At 32.1% G+C, this 13,445-nt stretch carries 14 protein-coding genes and 2 pseudogenes; 2 read left to right on the plus strand and 14 right to left on the minus strand.

Annotated features, from left to right (window positions below):
- Nucleotides 1-12: 12 nt before the first annotated feature.
- The 6 genes from HMPREF2706_RS07685 to HMPREF2706_RS07710 all read right to left on the minus strand — a co-directional run bounded on the left by HMPREF2706_RS07685 (nt 13) and on the right by HMPREF2706_RS07710 (nt 5,230).
- Nucleotides 13-615, minus strand: a complete 603-nt coding sequence (locus HMPREF2706_RS07685; protein WP_049428572.1) for a response regulator transcription factor — start codon at nt 613-615, stop codon at nt 13-15.
- The gene (locus HMPREF2706_RS07690; RefSeq protein ID WP_002470020.1) at nt 612-1,712 is read right to left on the minus strand and encodes a sensor histidine kinase; all 1,101 of its coding nucleotides are present in this window, start codon (nt 1,710-1,712) and stop codon (nt 612-614) included. The genes HMPREF2706_RS07685 and HMPREF2706_RS07690 overlap by 4 nt, the downstream gene beginning before the upstream one ends.
- Nucleotides 1,713-2,444 carry an ABC transporter permease gene (locus HMPREF2706_RS07695; RefSeq protein WP_002433649.1) on the minus strand — a complete coding sequence of 244 codons (732 nt, stop codon included), beginning with the start codon at nt 2,442-2,444 and terminating at the stop codon, nt 1,713-1,715.
- Entirely contained in the window at nt 2,444-3,319 is an 876-nt protein-coding gene (locus HMPREF2706_RS07700) for an ABC transporter ATP-binding protein (protein WP_049428570.1), read from the minus strand. The genes HMPREF2706_RS07695 and HMPREF2706_RS07700 overlap by 1 nt, the downstream gene beginning before the upstream one ends.
- Nucleotides 3,320-3,499: 180 nt before the next feature.
- Entirely contained in the window at nt 3,500-4,972 is a 1,473-nt protein-coding gene (gene cls / locus HMPREF2706_RS07705) for a cardiolipin synthase (RefSeq protein WP_070862302.1), read from the minus strand.
- A 60-nt stretch (nt 4,973-5,032) separates the two neighbouring features.
- Entirely contained in the window at nt 5,033-5,230 is a 198-nt protein-coding gene (locus HMPREF2706_RS07710) for a hypothetical protein (protein ID WP_002433822.1), read from the minus strand.
- 318 nt (nt 5,231-5,548) lie between these two features.
- Between HMPREF2706_RS07710 and HMPREF2706_RS07715 the strand changes: the two genes are divergently transcribed.
- Entirely contained in the window at nt 5,549-6,574 is a 1,026-nt protein-coding gene (locus HMPREF2706_RS07715) for a threonine aldolase family protein (RefSeq protein WP_030064855.1), read from the plus strand.
- Nucleotides 6,575-6,691: 117 nt separating this feature from the next.
- Here the strand turns inward: HMPREF2706_RS07715 and HMPREF2706_RS07720 are convergent, their stop codons facing one another.
- The 8 genes and pseudogenes from HMPREF2706_RS07720 to hflX all read right to left on the minus strand — a co-directional run bounded on the left by HMPREF2706_RS07720 (nt 6,692) and on the right by hflX (nt 12,780).
- Nucleotides 6,692-6,940 carry a DUF4355 domain-containing protein gene (locus tag HMPREF2706_RS07720; RefSeq protein WP_049428567.1) on the minus strand — a complete coding sequence of 83 codons (249 nt, stop codon included), beginning with the start codon at nt 6,938-6,940 and terminating at the stop codon, nt 6,692-6,694.
- A pseudogene (locus tag HMPREF2706_RS12110) lies at nt 6,931-7,024 on the minus strand (hypothetical protein); the annotation flags it as partial. The gene HMPREF2706_RS07720 and the pseudogene HMPREF2706_RS12110, both read right to left, overlap by 10 nt.
- 69 nt (nt 7,025-7,093) lie before the next feature.
- Nucleotides 7,094-7,342: a hypothetical protein gene (locus HMPREF2706_RS07725; protein ID WP_023350352.1), complete on the minus strand. Its 249-nt coding sequence runs from the start codon at nt 7,340-7,342 to the stop codon at nt 7,094-7,096.
- Nucleotides 7,343-7,764: 422 nt separating this feature from the next.
- Nucleotides 7,765-8,229 (minus strand): annotated as a pseudogene (locus HMPREF2706_RS12460) (minor capsid protein); the annotation flags it as partial.
- A gap of 71 nt (nt 8,230-8,300) precedes the next feature.
- Entirely contained in the window at nt 8,301-9,641 is a 1,341-nt protein-coding gene (gene glnA / locus HMPREF2706_RS07735; protein ID WP_002433573.1) for a type I glutamate--ammonia ligase, read from the minus strand.
- Nucleotides 9,642-9,660: 19 nt separating this feature from the next.
- Nucleotides 9,661-10,029 carry a MerR family transcriptional regulator gene (locus HMPREF2706_RS07740; RefSeq protein WP_002433929.1) on the minus strand — a complete coding sequence of 123 codons (369 nt, stop codon included), beginning with the start codon at nt 10,027-10,029 and terminating at the stop codon, nt 9,661-9,663.
- Between the two features lie 260 nt (nt 10,030-10,289).
- Nucleotides 10,290-11,528: a methionine gamma-lyase family protein gene (locus HMPREF2706_RS07745; RefSeq protein WP_030064844.1), complete on the minus strand. Its 1,239-nt coding sequence runs from the start codon at nt 11,526-11,528 to the stop codon at nt 10,290-10,292.
- A 16-nt stretch (nt 11,529-11,544) separates the two neighbouring features.
- Nucleotides 11,545-12,780, minus strand: a complete 1,236-nt coding sequence (gene hflX / locus HMPREF2706_RS07750; protein ID WP_030064842.1) for a GTPase HflX — start codon at nt 12,778-12,780, stop codon at nt 11,545-11,547.
- Nucleotides 12,781-12,891: 111 nt separating this feature from the next.
- Between hflX and HMPREF2706_RS07755 the strand changes: the two genes are divergently transcribed.
- Nucleotides 12,892-13,368: a glutathione peroxidase gene (locus tag HMPREF2706_RS07755; protein ID WP_023350360.1), complete on the plus strand. Its 477-nt coding sequence runs from the start codon at nt 12,892-12,894 to the stop codon at nt 13,366-13,368.
- Nucleotides 13,369-13,445 lie beyond the last annotated feature (77 nt).

Raw genomic sequence — 13,445 nt, forward strand, 5'->3', positions numbered from 1 at the left:
TTCTATCAAAGTTTATATCCATCCTTTAGCAATCGCTTTTTTCCATGCATCAAAGCGATTTTCAGAGCACATTTTATCAATAATCGTACTTGTATAATTCCTAACAGTACCATTAGACAAGTACAATTTTTCAGCAATTTCTTTACTACTTAAACCGTTGCCTATTTCTTTTAATACAACTTGTTCCTTATGCGTTAATGGATTTGACTCACTAAAAAAAGTAGTCATCAATGAGGTACTATATTCTTTTTCACCATTCATAACTTTATAAATTGTATTGACTAAATCTTCTACAGAACGTTCTTTCAACACATAGGCATCTACATCGTTAGCTACAGCTTTCTCAAAGTAACCAGGTCGCTTAAATGTTGTCACTATAATTACACGAGTATTTATCCCTTTAGCTCGAATTTGAGCTAAAATTTCTAACCCAGTCATACCAGGAATCTCTATATCTAAGATGGCTACATCGGGTTCTTTATTTTCAATTAATTGAAGTGCTTCTTCACCATTCTCGACATCATTTAAAACTTTCATATCCTCATGCATTTCAATAAGTTGTACCATGGCTTGTCTTAACATTAATTGATCTTCAGCTATTATTAGTGATATCACATTAATTCACTCCTAGGAATTCTGACTATTATTGTAGTGCCTTCATTTGATTGAACTTCAACTTCTCCATTTAAATATGCAGTACGTTCTCTAATACTTTTCAGCGAACTCGCGACTTCGCCATCGATACCTACCCCGTTATCACTCACAATCAATGTGATTTCGTGTTGCTTTTCTTTAATTTTCCCTACAACTTCTGTGGCATGTGCATGTTTAATTACATTATTAATCGCTTCTCTTAATATCATCGATAGTATGGATTGCTTGGCCGGGTTTAATGACCTCGCAGCACTTTTATTTTTGAAAATAAAATTCAAATTTGCATCATGAAGAATAGATTCTACTGATAAAACTTCCTCTTCAAATGATTGGACTTTCAAGTCATCTATAATAGTGCGTACTTTATTAAGTGTCTCTCTAGATAACTCATTAATTGCTCGCATTTCATTTCTAGCCGCCTCTTTGTCGGTATCAAGGAGTTTAGTGGCAAGTTCAGATTTTAACGTTAAACTTGCAAACACATGACCCAAAGTATCATGAAGATCTTGACCAATACGATTTCGTTCTTGTTCTGCTATAAGTACGTTAATATATTTATTCTTCTCTTCGAGTTCTTTACGCACCCTACGATCTTTACGCACTTGAAAATTACCAAACGCAATCATCAAGATGACGATGTAGTAAATTATCATCGTATACACATAATCATGATGCGTAATATAGGTTAAAAAGGCACATATAATCATTGTAGTAATAAAACTTATAAATTCTTTTGATTTCACTCCCACATCGAAAATGAAGGGTAAAGCAAATGCACTATAAAAAAAGAACATACTCAATAATGGTTCATAAGCATAAACAAAATACATGATGCAGAGATAATGGATAAGCAAAAAGATATATAAGTGATTTTTATTTATCTTAGTGTGAAAGAGGACAAGGATTAGATACGAGATAGTAAAGATAGATAAAATAATACTATACACCAAAATATTATATTGATGTTCACTATAAAATAATCCAAATATCGGAAATATTAAATATATAAGTGAAGAAATTTCACCCATCCTTACTCCAAAACCACGCTTTGATCTCATTTAAGACACATCTTTCTTTTTATTAATCAGTAAAGCAATACTTAGGAAAATTATACTATACACAAGTAAAAAGCCAAGTGACTCATAATTTATACCTTTATCTTTACCTAAATCTAACGACATTTGCTTTAAGTGATAAGTAGGCATTTTTTTAGAAATGGTCTGTAACCAATCTGGAAAAGTATTAATCGGAAACCATAAACCACCTACTATAGCCATAGCCATATTAAGTAAATTTGCTACACTACTCGCCTTTTGACTATCACTAAATTGTGCAATAATCAGTCCTAAAGTTAAGAATAAACTTGCTCCCACCCATAAAGTAACTCCAGATAGTAACCAATCTGATAAATTCATACTTACATCTTTATAAAAGTGTGCCACTGTGAAAATAACTATAATCGCTCCTAAAAATTGGCACATGGTTTTTAAGACTTTTACTAAATAATATTGTGATGGCTTTAAAGGAGTAGACATCAAATGTTTATACCAACCATTGTTTCTCTCCTCAATCATGTCTAGAGGAAATGACAACATACAAAAATTTAATAAACTAAATACAGTCATACTGTACATATACTCCTTATAAAACGGTTCTTTAGCTTCTTCAGGTAAATCCAACAACGAAGTAAATAAAAGATAGAATGCTAATGGTAGAAATATAGACATGAATAAATATAGCTTCTTTCTAAACATCACTTTAAATTCAGTTTTAAAAAATGTGGCTACCATTATAAAGTCACTCCTTCTTGATCACTATTATTCGAAAACATAATATCTAATAATGAAGTTTTATGAATTTCAATTTGGTTTAAATCAATGTGATTATCAATTAACTTTTGTATAACTGTATCAACGTGATTCGTTCTCACTACATAATTATTTTTATACTTTGCAATTTCAAACTCATTCTCTAACTCTTCAACCATATCTTTACAAATTGGTGGTAAAACTACTGTGGAATAAGTCTGTTGATTTTTAATCTGTTCAGGAGAATCACTTAATTGAATTCGACCTTCATCTAGTAAGACGACATGATCAGCCATTCGCTCAACCTCCTCAATGTAATGAGAAGTATAAAGAATCGTGACATTCTTTGATTTGAGATCCTCAATCATTCTCCAGAAATGTTCTCTTGTTTCAATATCCATAGCAGTTGTAGGCTCGTCTAGTATTAAAAATTCAGGTCGACCAACGAGTGTTAATGCAAAATCAAGAATACGTTTTTGTCCTCCAGATAACTGATTTGCCATCTGATTCATTTGGGTTTCACTAAATTGAGTAATATCTAAAAAACGTGATGTTGATATCGAATTTGCGTAAAAAGACTGATGAAGTTTAAATAATTCTTTTACTTTGAAAAATTTAGGAAAATTAGTTTTTTGAAATAAGATTGCCATTTTATGATGATTGATCATTCTAGACTTATCGATAATCTCCCCCTTATCACCTTGCATATTACCAATTAATATATCTATAAGCGTTGACTTTCCTGCACCATTTTTACCAATCAAAGCTGTACAAGAATGTTCCTTAATTTCTAAATTAATATCATTGAGTACACTAGTCTTCTTGAAGGACTTAGATAAATTGTTAATCTTTATCATAATAATCACGCCTTTTCTTTAGGATATATACAATTTATCAATTACTAGGTACATAATTTAGTTCATTTTGTCATTATTAGTACGTGACATTTGTCATTTATTTTTTTAGTTTACATAATAAAGTTATTACCAACTAAAAATCCTCGCTCTTTCGAACGAGGATTCTACTTAATTATTAGTTTATAAAATTGGTGAAATTAACTTAGCTAAATCTTCTTTAAACTTAATTGAAAGTGGACGTTGCTCATATTTTTCTTTGGTAAGAAGTTTTGATTTCTTCACGTCTTCTTCAAAAGCATGACGCAATTGTTGTGCAATTTCTTTATCGTACACAAAGGCATTAATTTCAAAGTTTAACTCGAAACTTCTAAAGTCCATGTTCGCACTACCTACAGATGAAACTTCATCATCGATCATCAATATTTTAGAATGTATAAATCCATTCTGATAAGTATAAATTTTCACACCACTATCTAACAAATCAGCTGCATTTGAAAATGTAGCCCAATATACAAATGGATGATCAGGTTTACATGGAATCATCAAATTGACGTCTACCCCACTATTTGCAGCCATTTTCAGCGCGTTAATATAAGATTGATCTGGTATAAAGTAAGGGCTTTGAAGATAAATTGATTTTCTTGCACTCATTATCATTTTTGTATAACCATATTCAATTTGGTGAAGATCGAACGCTGGTCCACTCGATGCAATTTGTAATGCTTTATCTCCTTTTTCCCCAATCTTTTTAGGGAAATATTTTTGGTCATATTCGAACTGTGGTCGATGTGCTTGTGAGTTCCAATCCAGAGTAAATCTTAGTTGCAATGCGTCAATACTATCACCTTGAACACGAAGGTGTGTATCTCTCCAATAACCTAATTTACCTAGACCTAAATAGTCGTCACCTATATTAAAACCACCGACATAGCCAACTTGACCATCTATGATAATAATTTTTCTGTGATTTCGGTTATTCATTCTAAAGTTGATGATAGGTAATTTAGAAGCAAAAAAGGCTTCAACCTCTCCACCTAGAGACTTAAATTTTTTAAATTTAGCCATATTCACTTTTTTCGAACCTACATCATCATATAATAATTTGACTTCTAAGCCTTCTTTGAGTTTAGTTTCTAACGCATCGATAATACGATTTCCAAGGCCATCAAGTTCAAATGTATAATACTCCAGATGAATATAATCTTTAGCGTTATAGATATCCTCTATAACTTTATCAAATAGTTGATGACCGTCCGTAAATAATTCAATTTTATTATTCTCTGTTAAAAAAGCATCTTGTTTCATCAATAACATTCGGATTAAATCATGATGTTTTGTAACTTGGTCGTTTGGAGAATTAAAATTTAATTTTTCAAAGCTATTTGCTTGTGCTTTAACTAAATCTTGGAAAGCATCCAACTCTTTTCCGTTATTTTTCTCTAGCTTTTTCTTAGAAACAGTTCGACCTAGGAATATGTAAAGAATGAATCCTACTATTGGTAATAAGAAAAGTACAAATAGCCATGCCCATGTGGAACTTGCACTTCGTCGGTCCTTTTCCAAGAAAATGATAATAAAAGCAAGTATCAAATTAATGATAAATCCTAGGACTAATAAAATCGCTAAAATAGTACCAAAATATCCTAAATTCATGAATGTTAACTCCTATATGTATTTCCACCTGAATCATATCAAGTGGATATTTCTCTTATATTATTCTTTAGTAACTAAAGTTACTATTGCGTTATAATCTTCTTCTATATTTGGAAACTTTCGCTCCTCAATTTGTTTAATAGTGATATTTAATAAGCTATATGCACTACCTTCATCTGACTTAAGAAAATCATTAACGCTTTTTTCCAATCTTTCAATAGAATCTTCTGTAAATGTTTTGAATTTAATTTGTTGCATAAGGTACATTCCCCTTTCTTTATGTTGATTAAATGATAGAACTTTTCATATAAAAATTCAATTATTACAGAAACAATTTGTTTAATTGCCAATTATTTAAATAGGTTGTTCGGAATATATTTTAATTTTAGTTATCATGATGTATAATAACAATATTCGATTGAATATTCAGAATTATCTATCTTTTGATATTTTTATTAGTTAATCATTTCTTGTTTACTACCCCTAAAAATGAGAATTTATTTTTCTAATAAAAGTGAATCATCAAGATGTATTGAATAATATTGAAGATTGGATTTAACTTAGGAGGGAAAGTTAATGATTTCATTTGAAAATGATTACTTAGAAGGTGCACATGAGAAAGTACTCAAACGACTTATTGATACAAACATGGTTCAAGCTGCTGGATACGGCTTTGATGACTTCTCAGCACAAGCAGCTGATAAAATTAGAGAAACTATCAAGTGTCCTGAGGCAACTGTAAGATTTTTAGTTGGTGGAACTCAAACAAACCAAGTAGTTATCAATTCTATGTTGAAAAGTTACGAAGGTGTTATATCAGCAGATACGGGACATGTGGCGGTTCATGAAGGTGGCGCGATTGAATTTAGTGGCCATAAAGTTTTAGCCATCCCATCAGAAGAAGGGAAAATATCCGCTAAAGGTGTTGAAGCTTACTTAGAAACTTTTTATAGTGACTTCAAAAAAGAACATATGGTATTTCCGGGGATGGTTTATATTTCTCATCCTACAGAATATGGCACACTATATACAAAAGAGGAATTAGATAGTTTAGCCAAAGTTTGTCGTCAACATGAGATACCATTATTTATGGATGGTGCTAGACTCGGTTACGGGTTGATGAGTGAAAATACCGACGTCACTATTGAAGATGTAGCTAAATATTGTGACATCTTTTATATTGGTGGTACTAAAATAGGTGCACTATGTGGTGAGGCAATTGTATTCACTAAGAATAATGAGCCAAAAAATTTTACAACCATTATTAAACACCATGGCGCTTTACTAGCTAAAGGTCGATTAACTGGTATCCAATTCTTAGAGTTATTTACAGATGATTTATATTTTAAAATTAGTAAACATGCGATTGATATGGCTAAGAAAGTCAAAAACGGATTTTTAGAAAAAGGATATCAAGTCTATTTTGATTCACCCACGAACCAACTATTCTTTGTACTCAGTAACGATAAAATAAAAGAATTAGAGAAGAAAGTTAAATTCGCAGTGTGGGAAAAATATGATGATAATCACCGTGTTGTAAGATTTGCGACTAGTTGGGCAACTACTGAAGAAAATGTAGAACAGTTGTTGAAGTTAATTTAATATACTGCTATTTAAATTTGAAGAGATTTCGTCTATTCTTAATTTACTTTGAAAATAAAAGGTTAATGATTGATTATTGTGAGAATGAGACGAGATCTTTTTATTATGGTTAATTTATTAAAATTTGAACACCGGACTCATTGAGCATTGAACTGGTTTCATTTTTGCCAGTTTCTTAGCTTCTTTAATTGCATTTCTAATACGTTCATCAGATTTTCTTCTTTCTCTTGCTAAACGATCTTTAATCATTTGAGATACTTCTTCTTGGGAGAATGTTTTCTCCTTTTGTTGCGATTGTTCATGAATTGTTTCTGAATTATCATTGTGCTTCGTTTCTTCAGTAATATTACTTTGGTTGTTTTCCATGAGATATACCTCCGTTTATAGTCTGTCGACTGCGTATTCCATACTTGCTTTTATAACGTCATCAGCACGTTTTGGACATAAAAAATAACCTTCCGTAGAAGGTTAAAAAAGTGTATAAAAATAGCACCTTAATCTATATCTTTGTTAGGTGCTCTATCCCCAAGCTACAAGTTCAGATTTGGGAAACATTTTTTTACTGGTATTCAATTCTATTCTTTCGATAGCATGTATAAAATAATTATCTTTTTCTTTATCTTCTATCTCAGATTTTTCAGCATTGATAATTTGAAGACTGTCTATATTCACATGAATAACACCTGGCTTAATATTTTCATTATCATTAGGATAATATTTATATATAACAGTCTGGTTATTTTTTTCTTGAAGTTTTAAAATTAGCAAATAATCTCACCTCTATTTAATTAATGCGCTGTAATTGTATTTTTTTCAGATAGTATATGTGCTTCTTTATAACTTAAATTATACTTATTCATTAAAAAGTGTTCAAGTGCTTCGTGCTTTAGCATTATTACATCCATAGATTTAATATTTTTCCCTTTTCTCAATCTTTGCCAACTTTGAGCCATATAAAAATCAGGGTCAAATTGTTTAATGCCACTGTCTAGTAGATACTTGTTCTCAAATAGGTGTTCATAAACTCTTTTAATCGCTTTTTCATTCATATTCACATTGTTTGCAATAGTTTTTATCTCTGCCAGTTTATCACGATTTTTTACTGAATTATAATACGTTTGTGCGTGCTTTCTTCTTTTAACACCGTATTCATCATTTTTGTTACTAAGTGCACCTGACTCGCTAAGGTAATCTTTAATCTGATACTTATCTTTACGTTCATTAAAGAATTTATCCCGCCAGTTTCCCAAATGCGGTACTGTAGTACTTCTACACCATGGATGCATTGGTGGAGCATTAACTCCAGGTATCATATCTTTAACTTTAAATACTTTATCATTTAAAGAGTGACATATTTTAGATGTTTTTTTATCTATTTTGGCCACATATTTATATTCGCCATCTTCACCTAAATCTTTAAGATAAGTTAGCTTCTGTGATTCAGCTTGAACACGTGCTGATTCAGTAACTAACAATCTACTTGCATTATAAATATTTGTAACAGTATGTTTCTCATAAACAGTTACATACTCATTAGGATGTCTTCCCCTAAGTGACACATTACTAGCCGTTCTTTCCACTACTTTTTGAATTACGGCACTATCTTGCCATACTCTTCTAGACCATTTCACACCTTTAAAATTATTATTAACAACACAAAAAAGAGCCGAGACAGTTTCGCCTCAGCTCTTACCCCTAATGTGGTTCCCCTATTTTGTTTAGCGCTTTAGTATTGTTTCATGTACTGCTCGCGTTCCCATTCAGAAACTTGAGTACGGTAATAATCCCATTCAATTGATTTAGAGTTAATAAATTGATTGTAAATGTGATTTCCTAAAGCTTTTTTGATTGAAGGATTTTCACGCATTGATTTTAACGCAGTATACAATGTTGATGGTAAGTCTTGGATGCCAACTGCTTCTCGTTCTTCACGATTCATTTCGTAGATATTTTGATTTACTGGTTCTGGTACTTCTAGTTTATTCTTAATTCCGTCTAATCCTGCTTCAAGGATTGCTGCTAAAGCCATGTAAGGGTTAGCTGCAGGGTCAACTGAACGTACTTCAATACGAGTTGACAATCCTCTTGAAGAAGGTACACGTACTAATGGAGAACGGTTTTTACCACTCCAAGCGATATAACATGGTGCTTCGTAACCTGGCACTAAACGTTTATAAGAGTTTACTAGAGGGTTACATACTGCAGTGAAACCACGTGCATTTTTAAGAACACCTGCTGTAAATTGATAAGCTGTTTCTGTTAATTGCATTTCGCCATTTGGATCGTAGAATGCATTTTCTTTACCTTTGAATAGTGAAACGTTAAAGTGCATTCCGCTTCCGTTAACACCAAATAATGGTTTAGGCATAAATGTCGCATGTAAATTATGTTTACGAGCAATAGTTTTTACAACAAGTTTGAATGTTTGAATATTATCACATGCTGTTACAGCATCTGCATATTTAAAGTCAATTTCATGTTGACCAGGTGCAACTTCATGGTGACTTGCTTCAATATCAAAGCCCATATCCTCTAATTCTAATACGATATCACGACGGCAATTCTCACCTAAGTCTGTAGGTGCTAAGTCGAAGTAACCACCATCATCATTAAGTTCCAATGTTGGTTCACCTTTTTCATCTAATTTGAATAAGAAGAATTCTGGTTCAGGCCCTAAGTTGAAGTCTGTGAATCCCATATCTTCCATTTCTTTTAAAACTCGTTTTAAGTTAGCACGTGGATCGCCTTCAAATGGAGTACCATCTGTTTTAAATACATCACAGATTAAACGTGCAACTTTACCTTGTCCAGCAGTCCATGGGAAGATTACCCAAGTATCTAAATCTGGATGTAAATACATATCAGATTCTTCAATTCTTACAAATCCTTCGATTGAAGAGCCATCAAACATCATTTCATTATCTAAAACTTTTTCTAATTGGCTAACAGGAACCTCTACGTTTTTAATTGTTCCTAAAATATCAGTAAATTGTAATCTTAAATATCTTACGTTTTCCTCTTCAGCAAACTTACGAATATCATCTTTTGTAAAACTACGTTTTGGCATGGTTTTAATCCTCCAAATTTTATTTAATAAATCTTGATAAGTCACCACGATTTATTGGTAATGTTTCGCTACGCGGTTTCTGCGTTGCATCTACAATCATTCTTTTTCTAGTCTCTTGTTCGTCTGTCGATAAGTGATCTTGATCATCAAAAATGATTTGTTTAATACCTTTAATGTTAAAACCCTTTTCAATTAAAGATTTAATTTCTAAAAGTCTATCCAAATCATTCATTGAAAATAACCTTTTGTTACCTTCAGTTCTTTCTGGTGTAATGAGTTCATGTGTCTCATAGTATCGAATTTGTCTTGGACTTAATTCGGTTAATTTACTCACTACACTCATAGAGAATACGGCCATGTTACGTCTGATTGAATCATTAGACTGCACTTGAACCTCTCCTCTACTTTTGAACTTATCATTAATTTAGCATAGTTTTATCGATAATACAAAAGTATGTAAGGTTTTCTAACATAAAATATCAAAAAACTGTCATATCAATATTTCTACTACCAAATTCATTCAAAATTTTTAATTAATTTCAGGCAACAACTTATACTTTCTAAAATAATTTTATAATTTTCTGACAAAAAGTTCAAACAAATACAAAACTCTCTAAATTAAGTTTATTTAGAGAGTTAAATTAATCTTTATATCAAGTTTTGTTTTCGCAGTTGTGTAACTGCTCGTGTTACAGCTAATTTAACATGTTCATAAGTAAGTCCACCTTGTACGTATGCCTCATATGGTGGTCTAATAGGACCATCCGCTGATAATTCTATAGAGGAGCCTTGTACAAAGGTACCTGCTGCCATAATGACATCATCTTCGTATCCAGGCATATAACTAGGTTCTGGACTAAAATGTGCATTAATTGGAGAAGCATGTTGTATACTTTGACAGAAAGATATCATTTGTTCTTTCGTCTCAAATTGTACCGTTTGGATTAAGTCTGTACGTTTCACATTGTATTTAGGTGTCGTTTTCATGTTTAACTTTTCAAGAAGAAGACTGGTAAACAATGCGCCTTTCAAACTTTGACTGACTACATGAGGAGCTAAAAAGAATCCTTGATACATTTCTTGTAAAGAATTTAAAGATGCTCCCGCTTCTTTACCAATACCTGGCGCAGTTAAGCGATAACCGCATCTCTCAATTAAATCTTTACGACCGGCTATATACCCGCCTATCTTAGCTAGGCCACCACCAGGGTTCTTAATGAGTGAACCTGCGATTAAGTCAGCCCCTACTTCAATAGGTTCTTTATCTTCAACAAATTCTCCATAGCAATTATCTACGAATATAATGACATTCGGATGCTGTGTTTTAATTGTATCAATCGCCTCTTCAATTTCATCCACCGGAATTGACGGGCGTTGATCATAACCTTTAGAACGTTGAATAGCGACAACTTTCGTTTTCTCATTTATTGCACTAAGTACAGAAGGAATATCAATTTTACCATTATTCAATTTGACCTCGTTATAGTGCACACCATGTTCTTTTAAACTTTCTATACCATTTCCGTTCACACCTATTACTTCTAGTAAAGTGTCATATGGACTTCCAGTGATATATAGCAACTCGTCGCCATATTTTAAAGTACTCTGCAGAGCTAGCGTAATTGCATGGGTACCTGAAATGATTTGTGGTCTGACAAGTGCATCTTCAGCTTTAAATGTGTGAGCGTAAATTTCTTCTAAATGATCTCTACCAAAATCGTCATAACCGTACCCGGTAGATCCTTGCAAGTCACTCTCTGTAGCTTTGACATGGTGAAATGCGTCTAATACTTTTTCTTGATTGATTAACGCAGTTTTCTCAATATCTTTGAAGAATGGTGCTAAAGTCGTTTCAACTTCTTCAATTAATTTGGTCATTTCTTCCATGATTTTTCTTCCTTCTTTATTTTTTATAACCTTTAATACTATAAGTCTCATTGTCTTCATTGAAATAAAGTTCATCAACTAGTGTGTGTTGCTTTAAGAAGTACAATCGATTTGCATCTGTACTATCAACTGTTTCTTCATAATAGTCTAAATGATGTTTTATTTCATCAATCATTAAGTTTCTAACTTTATCTTTATCATTTTCATCACGACTAGATACAAATACATATGGCGATTTAGCAACTGGAGCCTCTTGAGCTTCTGTGCATAAATCTTTTTTATTGAAAATGACAGCCTGAGGTATTTGATCCATATTTAAATCATCAATGATTTGATTAACTGTATCATATTGCGTACGATGTTCAGGATGACTCGCATCAACAACGTGTAATAGTAAATCTGCATCTTTAGCTTCTTCAAGCGTAGATTTGAACGCAGCAACAAGTGTTGTAGGTAATTTCTGAATGAAACCTACTGTATCTGAAATAATAAGATTAAACCCTTCATTTATTTGTATTTGACGTGTTTTTGGGTCTAATGTTGCAAAGAGTAAATCCTTTTCGTAGGTTTCTTCATTCGCTAAAACGTTAAACCAAGATGATTTTCCAGCATTCGTATAACCAACTAAGGCAACTTGGAAAACTTGATTCTGTTCTCGTTTATTTCTATATCTTTCACGATGTTCAACTACTGATTGTAGTTGATGCTTGATTTCATTCATGCGTGTTCTAATATGACGTCGATCCATTTCAAGTTTTGTTTCACCTGGACCTCTTGTACCTATGCCACCGCCTAAACGAGAAAGACTCTTTCCATGACCTTGCAATCGTGGTAAAAGATAATCAAGTTGTGCAAGTTCAACTTGTAATTTACCTTCTCTACTTCTTGCTCTTAATGCGAATATTTCTAAAATCAATTGGGTTCTATCGATGATTTTTATGCCCAAATTATCATTTAATGTTTTAGATTGAGCCGTCGTTAATTCATCATTTGTAACGACAACATCTATATCATGAAATTCGATGAAAGCTTTAATTTCCTCTATTTTACCTTTACCTACATAATATTTATGATCAAATTGTTCTCTATTTTGAGTGATTTGTCCTTTAACATTTAAACGGCAAGTTTGAGATAAAGCTTCTAATTCTTCCATAGTTGAATCAAAATTAAATTGATTATCCGTTTGAGCATGTACACCGATTAAAACAGCAGTCTCTAATTTCTTCTTAGTCGGATGTGGTTGCTGTGCCATGATATACATCTCCTTTTAAAAAGTTACTCAAAACATTCTATCATAGAGTATAAACAAAGACTATACGATTAAATTATGTTAAATTTGAAGTAAATCGAAAGGGTGATAGATATGGAAACAATTTATGATTTCGTAGTACAAAAAAATAATGGTGAAAATTATAAATTAGAACAGTATAAAGGCGACGTAATGCTAATCGTAAACACTGCTAGTGAATGTGGTTTTACTCCACAATTTGAAGGATTACAGAAGTTATATGATAACTATAAAGATAAAGGCTTTATCGTCTTAGGTTTCCCTTGTAATCAATTTGGCGGACAAGAACCTGGTTCAGGAGAAGAGGCTGCTCAAAATTGTAAAATTAATTATGGCGTTACTTTCCCTATTCATGAGAAAGTAGACGTTAAAGGCGACAATCAACATCCTTTATTCCGTTATTTAACTGACGCTGCAAAAGGTATGTTAAATGAAAAAATTAAATGGAATTTCACTAAATTCTTAGTTGATCGTGAGGGTAATGTTATTAAACGCTTTTCTCCTCAGAAAAAACCAGACCAAATCGCAAGTGAAATTGAAAAATTATTATAATTAAATATGTAAGAGTAATATAAAGTGTAACTACAATGAAAAATGCTTCATGTAATGTGTAATTATTGAAATTAAGA

The organism is Staphylococcus sp. HMSC067F07, assembly GCF_001837405.1.
Lineage (GTDB): Bacteria > Bacillota > Bacilli > Staphylococcales > Staphylococcaceae > Staphylococcus > Staphylococcus capitis.